The following is a 16,832-nucleotide window of genomic DNA, read 5'->3' as shown; positions in this document are numbered from 1 at the left end:
GTGGGAGAGTATGTCATCGCCTTTCTTTTAAAAGCCCTATATCAATAGATATAGGGCTTTTTTCGTTTTATATTAATTAGAGCAGGGTCTATTATGGTGTTTTTTATTTTTAAACTGGACTTCCTTAAAAAACTAATAGCAAACTAAAATCTAAATTCCCACAATATTATTATTGACAAATATCATTTTTTAGTTTGAGTACTGATCGATACCTTTGCAAAATGATAGACTATTTAATCGTAGGGGGGAACTTAGCGGGTATTGCGTTTGCTGAAACAGCTATTAATAACGAAAAATCTGTAATCATTGTATCAGACAAATCGCAAAATTCCAGTTTGGCAGCAGCAGGTGTATACAATCCTGTGGTGTTAAAACGCATGAAACCTACGCAAAATGCATGGGAACACATAATGTATATGAAGCCTTTTTATGAGGCTTTAGAACATAGGTTGCGAATTAAAATAGACTATTCAATTCCTCTTTACAGAAAGTTTGCGTCAGTAGAAGAGCAAAATATGTGGTTTGAGGCGTTCGATAATCCTAAACTGACACCATTTTTACATCCTGAAATTATACATGAAAGGTTTGAAGGAGTGCCCTCGCCCTTTGGTTTCGGAGAGGTACTTCATACCGGATATGTAGATACGGTGGCCCTAATAGATGGTTACTGGAATTATGCTAAGGAGAACAAGATTATGCTTAATGAAACATTCAACTATGAGTCACTCGAAGTAAATGAAGGTTTCATTTCTTATAAGGGTATTTCTGCTAAACATATTGTATTTGCAGAAGGATTTGGCATAAAACAGAATCCTTTTTTTAGCTATTTACCCTTAAATGGTACTAAGGGTGAGCTGTTATTAATCAAAGCGCCCCAACTTAAACTTTCGGTAGGGATTAAAGCCGGATTATTTGTATTACCCGTAGGAGGTGACCTGTATAAAGTAGGTGCTACATACGAGTGGGAAGATAAAACATCGGTCCCTAGTGAGGCTGCAAAACGAGAATTGGTGGAGAAACTGGCGGAAATTATTACCTGCCCGTATGAAATTATAGATCACTATGCGGGTGTAAGGCCCACAGTTAAGGATCGTAAGCCTCTTATTGGTACGCACCCATCATTCAAAAATGTACATTTATTAAATGGTTTAGGTACCCGTGGGGTAATGCTTGCGCCCTATATGGCTAAAGAGCTTTATGAGTCAATAGAGTACGGCATACCTGTTAACAAAGAAAATGATTTTAGGCGTTTCCCTGCTGTTCCTTAATTTTAGTTGAGTTTTCTTTCAAGGTTTTCTATATACATCCTATTGTTTTCGCATATATGTATTAAGGTGTAAGGCTAAAGTGATATGGTTACAGTAAAAGCTGTTTTTCATAATAGAATTTTTAATCAAGTAAGGCATTACAAGCGATTCACAGCGAAATTTTGTTCCTATTCTGTCACTCATTTTCATCACACTTTATAAAAAAATAAAGCTGCATTATATCCAAGGTCATATTGCCTGCAGGTCTCGGACATTTTAACTACATTTGCCCCGTTCCGCGGATTTTGTCTGCGCACATGCATTCCTGCTGATTTTCAGGGTAGAAAACATTGGAAATGCTATTGTTTGTAATGCTTTTTTATATAAGGTTATTACTGCAGTGTGTAGCGAGGTTACGGGTTAATAACTACTTATAATGCTTAATATACATAATTTATCGGTTTCTTTTGGAGGAACATATCTTTTTGAAGAAGTTACATTTCGTTTAGGAGCCGGAGACCGTGTAGGTCTTGTTGGAAAAAACGGTGCAGGTAAGTCTACAATGCTTAAGATACTTTCGGGAGATATTAAATCGGATTCGGGTGTTATTGCCACGGAAAAAGAAGTTCGTATAGGTTTTCTTCGACAAGATATTGATTTTATCCCAGGTCGTACTGTGCTCGATGAAGCCTATCAGGCATTTGTAGATATAAAAATAGTAGAAGCCAAACTAGAGGAAATCAATCATCAGCTGGTTACCCGAACTGATTATGAAAGCGAATCGTATTCAAAACTTATAGAAGATTTAGGCGACTACACCCACCGTTATGAGATTCTTGGCGGCTACAACTATGTGGGCGATACAGAGAAAATATTACTGGGTCTTGGTTTTAAACGTGAGGATTTCGATAAGCTTACCGATACTTTTTCTGGAGGGTGGCGTATGCGTATAGAATTGGCCAAGTTGCTTTTACAAGCTAACGATGTGCTACTCCTGGATGAGCCTACGAACCACCTTGATATTGAAAGTATTATTTGGCTGGAATCGTTCCTTAAAACCTATCCGGGCGTTGTGGTTATTGTATCGCACGATAAAATGTTCCTGGATAACGTAACAAATCGTACCATCGAAATATCATTAGGTAAGGCATACGATTTTGCCAAACCTTATTCGGAATATCTTATTCTTCGCCAGGAAATTCGAGAGAAGCAGCTTGCCACACAAAAGAACCAGCAAAAGAGTATAGAGCATACCGAAAAGCTTATTGAAAAGTTTCGTGCCAAAGCCAGTAAGGCCTCTATGGCGCAGTCTCTTATCAAGAAGCTGGACAAAGTAGAGCGTATAGAGGTGGACGAAGATGACAACTCTGTAATGAGTATTTCGTTCCCGGTATCTCAAACACCAGGCAGGGTAGTGGTAGAAGCCGAACATGTTACTAAAAGTTACGGCGATAAACTGATATTTAAAGACCTGAACCTGCTAGTAGAGCGCGGAAGTAAAATTGCTTTTGTAGGGCAAAACGGTCAGGGCAAGTCAACTTTTATAAAGGCTATTGTAAACGAAATTGACTACAAAGGAACCATTAAACTGGGGCATAATGTACAATTAGGCTATTTCGCACAGAGTCAGGCAGAATATCTGGATGGAGAAATAACGCTGCTGGAAACCATGGAAAATGCGGCTACCGACACCAACAGGATGAAGGTACGCGATATGCTTGGTGCATTTCTTTTTCGTGGTGATGACGTGGAGAAAAAAGTGAAGGTGCTTTCGGGTGGCGAGCGTAACCGTCTTGCGCTTTGTAAGCTGTTGTTGCAGCCTATAAACGTGCTGGTAATGGACGAACCTACCAACCACCTCGACATTAAGTCTAAAAATGTATTGAAGGCTGCCTTGCAGAAATATGAGGGTACGTTGCTTATTGTAAGTCACGACAGGGATTTCCTACAGGGGATGAGTAATATAGTGTATGAGTTTAAAGATCATAAGATACGGGAGTATTTAGGCGATATTAATTTCTACCTGGAGCAGCGCAATATGCAGAACATGCGAGAAGTGGAGAAAAGGGACGTTGTAGCTCCTGCCGCCAAACAGGAAAAACCGAAGCCTCAAAACGCAGAGGAACAAAAAAAAGCCAAGGCACTGCAAAATAAACTTAGTAAAATAGAAAGCCAGATTCAGCAGGTTGAAAATGAGATAAAAAAGGACGACCGCGCACTTGCCGAACACCCTGAAAAGCTCATGGCAGATCCCTCTTTTTTTACAGCCTATGAGCAAAAGAAAAAAGAATTGGACAGCCTGATGCAGGAATGGGAAGTAGTTCAGGAAGAAATAGAAAATGCATAGTACTGCGTTAAAACAGAAAACCCCGCCTTTAAAAAGCGGGGTTTTCTGTTTCATACCGGTTAGTGTTATACCAGTGCATGCCTTGTCATAGCAGCAGGCTGGGCTATACCCATCATTTTAAGTATAGTAGGAGCTATATCGCCCAGTACACCATCGTGTACTTCTTTAATATCGTTATCTACTACAATAAACGGAACCGGATTAGTAGTGTGGGCCGTGTTAGGGCTTCCGTCTGGGTTTATCATGGTTTCGCAGTTACCGTGGTCTGCAATTACAAGCGTAGTATAGCCGTTTGCAAGGGCTGTTTCTATTACCGCCTGTGCGCATTGGTCTACCGCTTCACAGGCTTTAATAGCAGCCTCAAAAACGCCGGTATGGCCTACCATGTCGCCATTGGCAAAGTTAAGGCATACAAAATCTACCTCTCCTTTTTGCAATTCTGCCACTAAAGCGTCTTTAAGTTCAAACGCGCTCATTTCAGGCTGAAGGTCATAAGTGGCTACCTTTGGCGAATTACGCAGTATGCGTGTTTCTCCTTCAAAAGGCTCTTCACGCCCTCCTGAAAAGAAGAACGTTACATGCGGGTATTTTTCAGTTTCCGCTATACGGATTTGTTTTTTACCTGCTTTACTCACTACTTCACCAAGCGTTTCGGTAAGATTACCTTTATCATAAACCACGTGTATACCTTTAAAGCTGTCGTCATAATTTGTCATCGTAACAAAATACAGAGGCAGCTTGTGCATGTTCTGTTCGTGTATATCAAACTGGCTAAGCGCTTCGGTAAGCTGGCGGCCACGGTCTGTGCGGAAGTTGAAGAAAATAACCACATCGTCAGGCGCTATAACCGCAAGCGGGGTTTGTCCGTCTTCGGTCATTGCTATTGGCTGTATAAACTCATCGGTTACACCTTCGGCATAACTTTGCTTTATGCTTTCTACTGCATTAGTGCTAAGTGTGCCTGTGCCATGAACTAAAAGGTCGTACGCAAGCTTAACACGCTCCCATCGCTTATCCCTGTCCATTGCGTAATAGCGCCCTATAAGGCTTGCCAGTTTGGCAGGTGTATTTTGTATAAAGGCCTCAAGGTCTGCAATAAAGGCAGCTCCTGATTTAGGGTCTACATCACGGCCGTCTGTAAATGCGTGTATAAATACGTTATCTACACCGGCATCCTGAGCAGCTGTAACAAGTCCTTTAAGGTGGTTAATGTGTGAGTGAACCCCACCGTCTGACACAAGGCCTAGCAGGTGTACTTTTTTATTGTGCTGCTTTGCGTATGCAAATGCATCGGCAAGGGCAGGCTCTTTTTCTATAGTTTTGTTTTCTACAGCCAGGTTAATTTTTACCAGATCCTGATATACAATACGCCCGGCGCCCAGGTTCATGTGGCCTACTTCGCTGTTGCCCATTTGCCCTTCAGGCAGGCCTACATTAAGGCCATCTGTGCGCAGTGTAGCGTGCGGATATTTTGCAGGAAGGCTGTTTATAAACGGAATGTTTGCATTGTCCGGTGCAGATACTTTAGGATCTGGCGACAATCCCCAGCCGTCCAGTATCATTAAGATAACTTTTTTATTCATCTTCAGTCAATTATGTGTCAGTGGAATATATTTAGCTACAAGAGCTAAATTAGCGCCCTAAAGTTAGTACAATTTGCTATAAACTTGTGTTATAACCCTATTAACTTTTGAGATTTAGTTAAAATAAACTTAAAAAAAATACTGCCATTTTACACTAAAGGCAAGGTTCTTGCGTTTGTTACAGTATGAGGTATGAGTGGCAACGGCGAAAGCGCCCTGCCATGATGAAAGTGTTAAATTGTTGATTTTTAACATGGTCGCGTTTGCATATTAACTTTTTCTTAGCTTAATTGCGGCTCGTTATTAAGAAACACAACTAAAAAGTTCTGATGGTTTATAATTTTTTTACGTCTGTATTGTTTTTGTTTTATTCTTTTAATGGCACATTGCCCAAAAATGAGACTCCCGTAACAGCGCCTGCCGAGGTAAAAACAATGTCAGCTACACAGCAGCTGTATAACGCTATCAGCGCGCATTCGGTTACCATGCCGGGATACGCCTGTTTTGAAAAAGCAGTAAGCGGATTCAATATCCTTAAAGAGCGTGGAAAAATAAAAAAAGACCTGCTTACGGTTATTGATTTTTCGCAATCATCTAACACCAAGCGTTTGTGGGTAATAGATATGGCTACCCAAACCATATTGCTTAATACGCTGGTGGCCCACGGCCGTAATAGCGGCGATGAGTTTGCTACAAGTTTTAGCAATGCAGACAGTTCTTACAAAAGCAGCCTTGGGTTTTATGTTACTGGCGAAATTTACAACGGTAAGCACGGCGAATCACTTAAGCTGGACGGGCTTGAAAGTGGCCTTAATACAAATGCGCGTAACAGGGGCGTGGTAATGCACGCTGCTGAGTACGTAAGCGAAGCGTTTATTAAAGCGCATCGCAGGTTAGGCCGCAGCCAGGGATGCCCGGCATTGCCTCAGGAAATAACAGCAGAAACAATAAGCCTTCTAAAAGGAAAATCGTGCCTGTTTATTTACCACCCATCTTACGATACGGTTTCTAAAATTTTGTCTTAATTTTTTTATATAGCGTTTTTCAGGGGCTTTAAATATAAAGGCTCCGCACTTTCATCCGGATTGGAGGCGATTTTTATCTCCCGTCCGGATGAATTTTTTTAAGGTTGTTTTAAATGCCGGGTTTAATTAAAAAAATCCTGGTTTTTTTAATGATGTAACTTTTTAATAATAAAATGGTTAACGTAGGTGGGTGTAAAAAGTTTAAATTTTTTCGTGCAAACACTTGGATTTAGCCTGAATTATTACATATATTTGCACTCACAAATGCGGAAGTAGCTCAGTTGGTAGAGCTCCAGCCTTCCAAGCTGGTTGTCGCGAGTTCGAGCCTCGTCTTCCGCTCCACAAAAAAAACCGATACAAACGTATCGGTTTTTTTTATTTTATCAATCCTATTTTTTTACTGTGTGCTATGGCTTCGCTACTGTCTTTAAAATAGCAGGTGGCTACGCCCATACTTTCTATATTTTTTACGGCCTGTTCTGCTTTTTCTTTTTTATGCGCGCCGGTTTGCCGTATGTATACAGCTTTTACCGTTAGCGGAAATATTTTGCACACATCTTCGTATAAATAGGGGTCGTGCTGCGAATCATCTCCCAAAAGCGTATATTGTAAATGCGGGTAAAACTCTAGGATATGCTTTATCTTGTCAAACTTATGGCCGTGATTTCCCCTGCCGGTTACTAAAAAGTCGGTAAGGCTTGTTTTAATGTCCTTTAAAAGCAACACTGCGCGTGGTAGCTGATGCTTGGCTGTAAACTTAACGATAAAGTTGTACAGGTTCCACTCGCTGCTGGATACATAGAAAAAGGCATTTTGTTCTTCTTTGTTGTACCTGCCTGAAGTACTTAAGCCCTGGTAGTGCGGCACTACATCTTCAAAAATATGCCTGCTGTTAATGTTTTTAAACAGCAGTATGTATATTTTTTTAAAAAAGTTACGCGTATGCGAAACAAGAAAGGTGTCGTCTATATCTGATATAAAACCCAGATTACCTTCATGCGGACGTACATACGTGCCTTTTTCCCTTATTTCCTCGTTATTATAATAGGTACTTACATAATAGTCGGTCCAGCCGTAAGAAAGCTGACTCTTTAGCGGGATGCAGAATTTAAAATATCCATCTTTCAGCGTTTTTGTGCGTATTTTTTCGCCGTTAAGTTCCAGGAATACTTCTGCATTAGGTATGGTTTTTACACGAAACATATTTAGTATGCTTCGTGCATTTTTAAAGCGCTTCTTTTCAAACTCATAGTCGCCGGTATTGTTCGGGCGAAACACATGCCCAAAAACAATGAGTTCTTCTTCGTTAGCGTAGCCACGGTATAGCCTGAGTATTGGTTTCATCAAAATTTTATCAGTTTTATAAGAATTGCTAAACTAGCTTTTACCTAAATTTAGGCTAAAAAAAGTACATATGCCCTTACAAAAGAAATTTTTGCTAATAATTAACCCTATTGCCGGCGGAAACGATAAAACAGAACTTAAGGAGTCAGTTTTAGCGTATGCGTCTGCCGAGGGGGTAGAAGTTTTTGTTTATGAAACCACAGGTAAGGACGATGAATCTGCCATACAAGACCTGTGCCGTGAACATACGCCTGAGCGTATATTAGTAGCCGGTGGCGACGGCACGGTTAAAATGGTGGGCGAGGCCGTAGAAGAATTTGATGTAATAATAGGCGTGTTACCCGCCGGGAGTGCTAACGGGCTTTCGGTAGACCTGGAATTGCCGCCCGATTTAGAGGAGGTAATGCAGGTAGCGTTTAACGGCAGGGTAATGCATATGGATATGGTATGTATTAACGGCAAAAAAAGCATACATCTTAGCGATTTGGGCATTAATGCTGAGTTGGTAAAAAATTATGAAAATGGTACGGTTCGCGGCAAACTGGGCTATGCATTACAGGCGTATACTACTCTTAAAGAGCTTGGCGATCCATTTAGTGTAAGCATAAACACCGGGGAAGAGGTGTTAGAAACCGAAGCCCGAATGGTTGTTATAGCCAATACCCAAAAATACGGCACAGGTGTAACCATAAACCCGGTGGGGGTAATGGATGATGGTAAGTTTGAAATTGTGATACTTAAAAGTATAGACTTTTCGTTTATTGCAAAGATACTTACCGGTAATATGCCTGTAGAAAATGACGAAAACGTACACATTATTTCAACAGACGCGGCCACGATTACCACTAACGTACCCGTAAGTTTCCAGATAGATGGTGAATATTGCGGCTATGAGCAAAACCTTGATATAAAGATTTTACACCGCCAAATGAAGGTGGCTGTGCCTTAAACAGTAACCGGTACTTCTGCTTTAAACGGGCTGCGTTCATTCCAGCTTACTTTAGGTTCAAAGTACTGGAACAGGCATTCCATAGAGCGGTTAATTATGGGAGACGTGTGTTTTATTAGCCCATATACCGGCTCTGCCTGCGCACCTACAGAACTCTTAATTTCCATGGCCGACCTGCCGTAAATCACGTGGCTGAATTGTTTGTTTATGCTGTAGGCTGCCATGTCGTACAGCATGTTAAGGTACAGCATTTTGTCTTTCTGTATCGTGGCGTCGTATCCTAAAAAGTAAGTGTCCATATCGGCACCGTTTTTAATAAGCGTATTAAAACCCACCAGTTTACCGTCTAAAAAGTAACCGTAAAACCTGAAGTTGTCTCCCAATAGCGTTTTAAACGTATAAAAATGATGCTGGGGCAAATGAAAGGTATTAAAAGAAGCATTACCCGCCACAGTAAGATATAGCTGTTGTATTGTGTTGCTTTGTTGTAAGATTTCATCGCAGCACAGCTGGCGTTTTTCTATGCCAGAAGCCTTTTTGCGCGCACGGTTGTATTGTGTGCGGTATTTTGTACTAAGGTCTGCCAGGTAATCCTCCATGTTATCCCAATGCTGCCTTTTAGAGAAAATCATGTTGGGCTGCGTGCAAAATTTATAATATCCGCTGTAACCCGCTGCTTCAAAATTGGGCAACTCAGCCTCATTAAAATCTTTAATGGTAATCAGGTTTATATGAGTTCCTTTTTGTCGGTACTGTTTTTTAAGCTCCAGCAGGGCGTTCTCAAAAGCCCTAAGCGCCGCAACTTCATCATTTCTGTCGGACAGAAGATAAGCATTTTGCCCGGTAAGCATATTGTTACCTAATACCAATACCTGCGAACTGAACTTTTTAAAGAAGTATTCGCGTAGGCAAAAGCCTTTTTCGCGTTGGCCCAGCGTATTTACACCGTTAAGGTTTATGTACTGTGCCAGTGCAATGCCGCATAGGGCATCACCTTTAAACAGGCCTATAAAATGCGGTGTAAGGTTTTCCGGAGCCGATTGTTCTAAAACCGACAGATACGCGGTAGATAAAAAAATGTTGGGTTGCGCAAGCTTATCCCATTGTTGCGGCAGTACAGCTACCGAATTATATATTTTGTAATGCAGTGTGTGAGTAGGCATACGTGTATAACCTCCACATTCAGGAGGTTATACAAAGTTATAAAAATTTTATTCCCACGCGCAGATGATGCCTCCCATTATTGTAAAGCACAGTACTCTATATTACAAATGTTTTAAAAAACTCCACGGTTTTCTTTGGCTCAAATAATCTACGTCCGTTTCATTGGCATAAGCCTCACGTTCAAAACTAATGTTGCGGTACGCTTCTTTTTGAGTGGGGTACGTAAGCCTGCGGATAAAGTATTCGGTAATGTACCAAAGGTAAAAGGGGAGTACCAAAAGCTCTGCCTGTTGGCGCAGGTGTATACGCTCATGATTTACAAATACGGGATTTTTGGCAAGGCTTTTATCGCGCATGAACACAAAAGGAAACAGGGTAATGCCACTGTAACCTTTAGGTACTAAATATTTTGAGGTAATTAATATCATTTTGTGTAAAGTTCATAAATTTGCGTATATGAGCAACGGATTTTTTGGAAATAAACTAACAGAAGGCGAAGATTATTACCTTTCGCCCGAAGGATATAAAGTATTTACAGCGGCCTATCACCTAAAGCGTGGCTACTGCTGCAAAAGCGGTTGCAGGCACTGCCCTTACGGATTTGACAAGCGTACCGGGGAATTTAAGAAATAGTTGTTGGTTGTTGGTTGTTGGTTGTCAGTTGTTGGCTCCACCCAAACCATTAACAATAAACAAAAACTACAAACACAGAAACATAAAACATGACGTTTAAAGAACAAATACTTGAGGGGATTCCGGCCATATTGCCGCAACCTAAGCCGTATGACCCGGCAGTAAACCATGCCCCGAAACGTAAAGATATACTAAGTGCCGAGGAAAAAAAGCTGGCCCTGCGCAACGCGCTGCGTTACTTTGAACCACAGCACCACGCTGAACTAATAAAAGAGTTTAGCCATGAACTGGAAACGTATGGCCGTATTTATATGTATCGCCTGCGTCCGGATTATAAAATGTACGCCCGCCCGGTAGAGGAGTATCCGGGAAAATCACTGCAGGCGAAAGCCATTATGCTTATGATTCAGAACAACCTGGATTATGCCGTAGCGCAGCACCCGCATGAGCTGATTACCTATGGTGGTAATGGTGCGGTGTTTCAAAACTGGGCACAGTACCGCCTTACCATGAAGTATCTTGCCGAAATGACCGACGAGCAAACGCTGGTTATGTACAGCGGGCACCCTATGGGGCTGTTCCCGTCGCATAAAGATGCACCAAGGGTAGTGGTAACAAACGGGATGGTAATTCCTAATTACAGCAAGCCAGACGACTGGGAAAAATTTAATGCACTGGGTGTATCGCAATATGGGCAAATGACAGCCGGTAGCTACATGTACATAGGTCCGCAGGGAATTGTACACGGTACTACCATTACCGTACTAAATGGGGGCCGTAAAATTGCCAAAAACGGAGAAGGCCTTGCCGGCAAACTCTTTTTAACATCGGGCTTAGGAGGTATGAGTGGTGCTCAGCCTAAAGCAGGGAACATAGCAGGCTGTATTACGGTATGTGCCGAAGTTAACCCTAAGGCCGTACACACACGCCATAGCCAGGGGTGGGTAGACGAGGTGATAACCGATCTTGATGCACTCGTAGCTCGTGTTTTAAAAGCAAAAGAAAACAAAGAAGTGGTTTCTATTGCCTATCAGGGCAATGCCGTAGAGGTGTGGGAGCGCTTTGACAGTGAAAATATTTTTGTAGACCTGGGAAGCGACCAAACTTCCCTGCACAACCCTTGGGCAGGTGGTTATTACCCTGCCGGGCTGAGCTTTGAGGAGTCTAATGCACTTATGGCAGCAGATCCCGCAGCATTTAAAGAAAAAGTGCAGGACTCGCTGCGTAGGCAGGCCGATGCCATTAACAAGCACACGGCTAAGGGGACGTACTTTTTTGATTACGGAAATGCGTTTTTATTAGAGGCCTCAAGAGCAGGTGCCGATATTATGGCTACAGACCACATCCATTTTAAATATCCGAGCTATGTACAGGATATCATGGGGCCTATGTGTTTTGATTATGGTTTCGGGCCTTTCCGTTGGGTTTGTGCTTCGGGTAACCCAGAAGACCTAGCGGCTACTGACGCTATAGCCTGCGAGGTGCTCGAAGAAATGGCTTTAACGGCACCGGCAGAAATCCGCCAGCAAATGGAAGACAACATCCGATGGATAAAAGGTGCGCAGGAAAATAAACTGGTAGTGGGCTCTCAGGCACGCATTCTGTATGCCGATTCAGACGGTCGTATCAATATAGCGCGTGCATTTAATAAAGCTATTGCCGAAGGCAAAATAGGCCCGGTTATACTAGGCAGGGACCACCACGATGTAAGCGGTACTGATTCGCCTTACAGGGAAACCAGCAACATCTACGACGGATCTCGTTTTACGGCAGATATGGCCATACATAATGTAATAGGCGACAGTTTCCGTGGGGCTACGTGGGTAAGTATACACAACGGCGGCGGAGTAGGCTGGGGAGAGGTTATTAACGGTGGATTCGGCATGGTTCTTGATGGTTCTTCAGATGCATCAAGACGCTTAGAATCAATGCTTTTCTGGGATGTTAATAACGGTATTGCAAGGCGTAGCTGGGCGCGTAACGACGAGGCTATTTTTGCCATAAAGCGCGCTATGGAACAGCAACCGCTGCTAAAGGTTACCCTGCCTAATAAGGTAGACGACGCGCTGCTGGGATAGGCATTAAAAAAGTAAGTATTGATAAGTTTTCGGGGTGTGATTGCTATGAACTCATATTAACTTTATTACTGTCATCTTATGAAAATGATAAAAATGCTACAGTTGGTGCTGTTATCGCTGCTTGCGGTAAGTTGTGCCACCATTAATGTGCGGTCTGATTATGACGATGCTGCAAACTTTACCGCTTATAAAACCTACGGGTTTTTAAAAGACGGGATAGATAAGGCTGAAATCAGTGACCTGGATAAAAAACGCATTATGAAAGCCCTGGAGGCAGAGCTTGTAGCTAAAGGCTTTACAAAAAGCGATAAGCCAGATGTGTATGTAAACTTTTTTACCAAAGCTACTAAAGAGGTTAACGTAAACAATTACGGCGGTTACGGCGGCTGGGGTTGGGGTTACGGCTGGGGCCCGTACTGGGGTGGCCCTTGGGGCTGGGGTGGTAATTACACCTCTGTAAGTACGCAAACCGAAGGCACGCTGTATATAGATATTATAGATGCCGGCAAAAAAGAACTTGTTTGGCAAGGCGTAGGTAGTGGAGTGCTTACACAAGACAGAGATAAAAAGCAGGAACGCATTAATGAGTTTGCAAAAGAAATCATGGCGCAGTTCCCTCCGAACAAATAGAAATAATTTATTTGTAATCCAATATAGATAGCCCGGCTGAATTTCAGTCGGGCTATTTGTTTTTACCTCAAAAAATATGGGGTTTACCTCATAAAGTAAAAACCAATGGTTGGGGTGCTTACATTTGGGTTAAATCTGTTACGGATTTAATTACACGTACGGTAAGTGAGTAGACTGTACGGGTGAGTAGTTTTATGTTATCTTAAATTTCATTTATTACTTTGTCCTAAAAGCCACAGCCAAGCTGTGGCTTTTAATTTATGGCATTTGTAATAAAAATCATTTACACGTATAAAATAAGTTATAAATAATCAGTATAGATTGTTATTTATAATAAATTCGTAATTTTACAAAGATAACATTACACAAACACTACGCATGGACGCCGCATTTCAAAGTAATCCGTTAATAGACCGCCTGCCTGCTCATTTAAAACAGTTTATAAAACCTCAGGACTATGAGGAGTATACACCCATTAACCAGGCAGTATGGCGCTATGTAATGCGTAAAAATGTAGACTACCTTAGTAGGGTAGCCCATGAGTCGTATTTAGACGGACTTAAAAAAACCGGTATAGATGTAGACCACATACCCAGTATGTACGGCATGAACCGCATACTTAAGGAAATAGGCTGGGCCGCGGTTGCGGTAGATGGTTTTATCCCTCCAAATGCTTTTATGGAGTTTCAGGCGTATAACGTACTGGTAATAGCGTCAGACATCCGCCAGCTTGAAAATATAGAATACACCCCAGCGCCAGATATTATACACGAAGGTGCCGGACATGCGCCGATTATTGCCAATCCGGAATATGCAGAGTACCTAAGGCGTTTTGGCGAAATAGGCTGTAAGGCCATATCTTCGGCGCGCGATTATGAGATTTATGATGCCATTCGATTACTGTCTATATTGGAAGAAGCAGAAGGTACTCCTGCCGAAGAACTTGAGGCTGCACGCCGCAGGGTAGATGAGCTGCAAAATGAGCCTGCCGAACCCAGCGAAATGGCATTGGTGCGTAACCTGCACTGGTGGACGGTAGAATATGGTCTTATTGGTGCGGTAGATAACCCTAAAATATACGGTGCCGGTTTGCTTTCCTCTATAGGAGAAAGTGCCTGGTGCATGACAGATAATGTAAAGAAGTTACCTTACGATATTAATGCGGCGTATCAGGGTTTTGATATTACCAAGCCACAGCCTCAACTTTTTGTTACCCCTGATTTTGCCCACCTGAGCCTTGTCCTGGAAGAATTTGCCAATAAAATGGCATTGCGTACCGGTGGCCTTAGCAGTGTTAAGAAGCTGATAGACAGTAAAGCACTGGGTACTGTGGAGTTGAGTACAGGGTTGCAAATTTCGGGTGTGTTTAGCAACGTGATTGAAAACGAAGGTAAGCCGGTATACCTGCAAACCACAGGGGGCACTGCGCTGGCATACCGCGAAAAAGAACTTGTGGGCCACGGAATTGATTATCATGCCGAAGGATTTGGAAGCCCGGTAGGTAAACTTAAAGGTATAAACCTTTCTATAGAAGACATGAGCCCGCGTGATTTACGCGCGTATGATATTTACGAAGGTGAAACGGTTACACTTGAGTTTGAAGGGGATATTGTGGTTACCGGCGAAATTATTACCGGAAAGCGGAACCTACAGGGGAAAATTATTCTTATAAGTTTTAAAAACTGTACGGTAACCAACGGCGATACGGTGTTATTTATGCCGGAGTGGGGTATATACGATATGGCAGTAGGGAAGAAAGTAATCTCGGCGTTCTCAGGGCCGGCAGATGTGCACAGCTTTAACCTTGTGGGGCATGTGCCTTCCTCTAAAACCATAAAGGCAAAGAAAACGCCTGAGCGTATAGAACTGGAGTCGTTATACCAAAACGTGCGCGACCTGCGCGAAGGCCGTGCCGCTGCCTTAAGCCTGAGCGACGTATTTTCTGCATTGCAACAAAAGCACAGCGATGACTGGCTGCTTTCGGTAGAAATTGCAGAGCAGCTTCATGCACAAAACAACAATGCGCTGCTGGATGAGGTAGTGGCACATTTAGAAGAACTGAAACTAAAACGCCCTAAGGTATCACACCTTATTACCGATGGGCTTTCACTGATATTTGAAAAAGAAAGTGTTAACTAATCCAAATTTAAAAGGCTCCCGAAAAGGAGCCTTTTTTATAGGGTATAATGGATTACAGTAGCGTACCCATATTTTCATCGTTTACTATTTCACCATTGTATTGTAGTGTCCAGCCCTTACTGTTTGTAAGGATTAATATTTTACTCAACTCACTTAAAAAGCGGTTTTGTGCATTTTTCTTTAGGTTACTGTTCTCTATTTTTTTGCGCATAGCGGCTTTTACCTGCTGATTTATTTTATTGTAATCATCGGTTGTAAATTCATTAAAAGTACTTTCCTGTACATCATAAAACTTAATGTCGGGCGAAATCTTAATTTCCTCCTTTGGCAGGTGGGTAATGGTTATGGTTTTATCTGCCTCGTTGATTTCATATTGCAGTTGTTTCAGGTCGTAGCTTACTGTAGCATCCGTATTAACCACTACAATCGCTTTTTTTTCAAACGAAATATAATCACCTAAATAGCTGTTTTTATCTTTGTAGGTAATTACTTCGCTATAATGCCCTTCGGTTACCACAAGCTTAGAAACGTTTTTAATCTGCTCCTGTATCATAGCCGATTCATCAAACGTAGCGGTATCTCCTTTTTTAAATTCGCAGTACCTAAAAGCCAATAGTAGTATAATCAGGGCACCAATGCCTATAAGTATTTTTTTACGCATTTTTATTTTGAATGTACATATTATTACAATAACAACCTGTTATATCCTCCTTAAAATTTAATATGGGGGTGTAGCTTTTGCAGTGCTTTAACCTTTGAATCCAAGTTCTCTGTAAATTTTTTATGGTTTTCAGTATCTGGGTTAAAAGGGCGGTGGAGCAGGCTTTTTTGTATGTTATCTACCTGCTTCATGGTTTGGAGTGTTTCTTCACTGATCCAGCTTTCGGAAAACCTTTCCCAAATGTAATCAATGGCCACCTGGTTAGGGTGAATCATGTCTGGCGCATAGAAACGATAATCACGAAGTTCGTCCATCATAATTTCGTAAGAGGGGAAATAGCAGCTGTTTATAGTTTGTGGTTTATGGTTTATGGTTTGGTGCAGTGCCGAGATTAGGTTGGCTTTGCTCCATTGGTTTTCAGTAAAACCGTCTTTTATGTGCCTTACGGGAGAAACAGTGAAAATAACCACAGCATCTTTATTAACCGAGTTTATCATTGCCGTGATGTTTTGCAAACTCTGTTTTATCTCATCAACGCTAAGAAGTTCTTTGCTGAATTGTTTTTGAGGTACCTTATGGCAGTTGGCTACCAGTGCCCCGGTTGCCACAAGCCTGTAGACCCATGAGGTGCCAAGGGTTATTGTAATATGTGTGGCGTTTTTTAAGGCAGATTTTAAATCGCCACTTGCCTGGCTAAGGTTTGCTAGTAGTACAGAAGAGGTAGTTGCGCTGAGGTCAGAGTGCGCATCAAAATGATTCCAGCGGTCTGCATGAAAAAAAATATCTTCTTCGGTAAACGGTACATCGTTTAGTGCAAAACGGATTACTTTTTCCAAAGCAACAGGATGAAAAAGTATACCAAAAGGGTTGATGCTAGCGCTAAATTTAAAGTAGTTGAATTTTTCGCCCATATTTACTGCAAAGCAGGAGCCTAAAGAAAGCACGTGGGAATTGTAATTTATTTTAGGATGCCCTTCATGTACAGGCACTACGGTACTAAACTGCATAAAAAAACCTTTATACAAAGGTATC

14 protein-coding genes and 1 tRNA gene are annotated in these 16,832 nt (G+C 41.9%); 9 read left to right on the top strand and 6 right to left on the bottom strand.

Features of this window, described 5'->3' with window-relative positions; translation table 11 throughout:
* Positions 1-221: 221 nt before the first annotated feature.
* Together ACLI08_RS12055 and ACLI08_RS12050 are read left to right on the top strand one after the other, a co-directional pair.
* Complete coding sequence (locus ACLI08_RS12055) at positions 222-1,268, top strand: NAD(P)/FAD-dependent oxidoreductase (protein WP_411428743.1); 1,047 nt, start codon at positions 222-224, stop codon at positions 1,266-1,268.
* 415 nt (positions 1,269-1,683) lie between these two features.
* Positions 1,684-3,594, top strand: coding sequence for an ABC-F family ATP-binding cassette domain-containing protein (locus ACLI08_RS12050; protein WP_411428742.1), 1,911 nt, complete (start codon positions 1,684-1,686; stop codon positions 3,592-3,594).
* 65 nt (positions 3,595-3,659) lie between these two features.
* Here ACLI08_RS12050 and gpmI read toward each other — a convergent pair whose 3' ends face one another.
* Positions 3,660-5,177, bottom strand: coding sequence for a 2,3-bisphosphoglycerate-independent phosphoglycerate mutase (gpmI, locus tag ACLI08_RS12045; RefSeq protein WP_411428741.1), 1,518 nt, complete (start codon positions 5,175-5,177; stop codon positions 3,660-3,662).
* A 434-nt stretch (positions 5,178-5,611) separates the two neighbouring features.
* On the opposite strand from gpmI, the gene ACLI08_RS12040 reads away from it, so the two are divergent.
* Entirely contained in the window at positions 5,612-6,202 is a 591-nt protein-coding gene (locus tag ACLI08_RS12040; protein WP_411428740.1) for a murein L,D-transpeptidase catalytic domain family protein, read from the top strand.
* A gap of 266 nt (positions 6,203-6,468) precedes the next feature.
* Positions 6,469-6,544 (top strand) — tRNA-Gly (locus tag ACLI08_RS12035).
* Between the two features lie 33 nt (positions 6,545-6,577).
* Here the strand turns inward: ACLI08_RS12035 and ACLI08_RS12030 are convergent.
* Complete coding sequence (locus ACLI08_RS12030; RefSeq protein WP_411428739.1) at positions 6,578-7,546, bottom strand: App1 family protein; 969 nt, start codon at positions 7,544-7,546, stop codon at positions 6,578-6,580.
* Between the two features lie 70 nt (positions 7,547-7,616).
* Between ACLI08_RS12030 and ACLI08_RS12025 the strand changes: the two genes are divergently transcribed.
* The gene (locus tag ACLI08_RS12025) at positions 7,617-8,495 is read left to right on the top strand and encodes a diacylglycerol/lipid kinase family protein (protein ID WP_411428738.1); all 879 of its coding nucleotides are present in this window, start codon (positions 7,617-7,619) and stop codon (positions 8,493-8,495) included.
* On the opposite strand, the gene ACLI08_RS12020 is transcribed toward ACLI08_RS12025, so the two are convergent.
* A complete protein-coding gene (locus tag ACLI08_RS12020; RefSeq protein ID WP_411428737.1) occupies positions 8,492-9,658 on the bottom strand; it encodes an 8-amino-7-oxononanoate synthase in 1,167 nt (388 codons plus the stop codon). The genes ACLI08_RS12025 and ACLI08_RS12020 overlap by 4 nt on opposite strands.
* 102 nt (positions 9,659-9,760) lie before the next feature.
* Positions 9,761-10,087: a hypothetical protein gene (locus ACLI08_RS12015; RefSeq protein WP_411428736.1), complete on the bottom strand. Its 327-nt coding sequence runs from the start codon at positions 10,085-10,087 to the stop codon at positions 9,761-9,763.
* 28 nt (positions 10,088-10,115) lie between these two features.
* Here ACLI08_RS12015 and ACLI08_RS12010 point away from each other — a divergent pair, with 28 nt between their 5' ends.
* The 4 genes from ACLI08_RS12010 to ACLI08_RS11995 all read left to right on the top strand — a co-directional run bounded on the left by ACLI08_RS12010 (position 10,116) and on the right by ACLI08_RS11995 (position 15,139).
* A complete protein-coding gene (locus ACLI08_RS12010; RefSeq protein ID WP_411428735.1) occupies positions 10,116-10,292 on the top strand; it encodes a DUF5522 domain-containing protein in 177 nt (58 codons plus the stop codon).
* Between the two features lie 89 nt (positions 10,293-10,381).
* Positions 10,382-12,370, top strand: a complete 1,989-nt coding sequence (locus ACLI08_RS12005) for a urocanate hydratase (RefSeq protein WP_411428734.1) — start codon at positions 10,382-10,384, stop codon at positions 12,368-12,370.
* A gap of 78 nt (positions 12,371-12,448) precedes the next feature.
* Positions 12,449-13,000 (top strand): DUF4136 domain-containing protein, encoded by a 552-nt coding sequence (locus ACLI08_RS12000; protein WP_411428733.1) that lies wholly within the window; start codon positions 12,449-12,451, stop codon positions 12,998-13,000.
* Positions 13,001-13,378: 378 nt separating this feature from the next.
* On the top strand, positions 13,379-15,139 hold the full coding sequence (locus ACLI08_RS11995; protein ID WP_411428732.1) for an aromatic amino acid hydroxylase: 1,761 nt from the start codon (positions 13,379-13,381) through the stop codon (positions 15,137-15,139).
* A gap of 52 nt (positions 15,140-15,191) precedes the next feature.
* On the opposite strand, the gene ACLI08_RS11990 is transcribed toward ACLI08_RS11995, so the two are convergent.
* Positions 15,192-15,800 (bottom strand): DUF4230 domain-containing protein, encoded by a 609-nt coding sequence (locus ACLI08_RS11990; RefSeq protein WP_411428731.1) that lies wholly within the window; start codon positions 15,798-15,800, stop codon positions 15,192-15,194.
* 50 nt (positions 15,801-15,850) lie between these two features.
* Entirely contained in the window at positions 15,851-16,807 is a 957-nt protein-coding gene (locus ACLI08_RS11985; RefSeq protein WP_411428730.1) for a GSCFA domain-containing protein, read from the bottom strand.
* Positions 16,808-16,832 lie beyond the last annotated feature (25 nt).

Source organism: Flavobacterium sp. RNTU_13 (assembly GCF_046614455.1).
Taxonomy (GTDB): Bacteria; Bacteroidota; Bacteroidia; order Flavobacteriales; family Flavobacteriaceae; genus Flavobacterium.
This window is presented reverse-complemented; position numbering and strand designations above follow the sequence as displayed.

Excerpts from the sequence above, each read along its gene's own strand:
- ACLI08_RS12025 (WP_411428738.1), top strand. The coding sequence starts at position 7,617 with ATGCCCTTACAAAAGAAATTTTTGCTAATAATTAACCCTATTGCCGGC.
- ACLI08_RS12030 (WP_411428739.1), bottom strand. The coding sequence starts at position 7,546 with ATGAAACCAATACTCAGGCTATACCGTGGCTACGCTAACGAAGAAGAA.
- ACLI08_RS12040 (WP_411428740.1), top strand. The coding sequence starts at position 5,612 with ATGTCAGCTACACAGCAGCTGTATAACGCTATCAGCGCGCATTCGGTT.
- ACLI08_RS12050 (WP_411428742.1), top strand. The coding sequence starts at position 1,684 with ATGCTTAATATACATAATTTATCGGTTTCTTTTGGAGGAACATATCTT.
- ACLI08_RS11995 (WP_411428732.1), top strand. The coding sequence starts at position 13,379 with ATGGACGCCGCATTTCAAAGTAATCCGTTAATAGACCGCCTGCCTGCT.
- ACLI08_RS12005 (WP_411428734.1), top strand. The coding sequence starts at position 10,382 with ATGACGTTTAAAGAACAAATACTTGAGGGGATTCCGGCCATATTGCCG.
- ACLI08_RS12000 (WP_411428733.1), top strand. The coding sequence starts at position 12,449 with ATGAAAATGATAAAAATGCTACAGTTGGTGCTGTTATCGCTGCTTGCG.
- ACLI08_RS12010 (WP_411428735.1), top strand. The coding sequence starts at position 10,116 with ATGAGCAACGGATTTTTTGGAAATAAACTAACAGAAGGCGAAGATTAT.
- ACLI08_RS11990 (WP_411428731.1), bottom strand. The coding sequence starts at position 15,800 with ATGCGTAAAAAAATACTTATAGGCATTGGTGCCCTGATTATACTACTA.
- ACLI08_RS12015 (WP_411428736.1), bottom strand. The coding sequence starts at position 10,087 with ATGATATTAATTACCTCAAAATATTTAGTACCTAAAGGTTACAGTGGC.
- ACLI08_RS11985 (WP_411428730.1), bottom strand. The coding sequence starts at position 16,807 with ATGCAGTTTAGTACCGTAGTGCCTGTACATGAAGGGCATCCTAAAATA.
- gpmI (WP_411428741.1), bottom strand. The coding sequence starts at position 5,177 with ATGAATAAAAAAGTTATCTTAATGATACTGGACGGCTGGGGATTGTCG.
- ACLI08_RS12020 (WP_411428737.1), bottom strand. The coding sequence starts at position 9,658 with ATGCCTACTCACACACTGCATTACAAAATATATAATTCGGTAGCTGTA.
- ACLI08_RS12055 (WP_411428743.1), top strand. The coding sequence starts at position 222 with ATGATAGACTATTTAATCGTAGGGGGGAACTTAGCGGGTATTGCGTTT.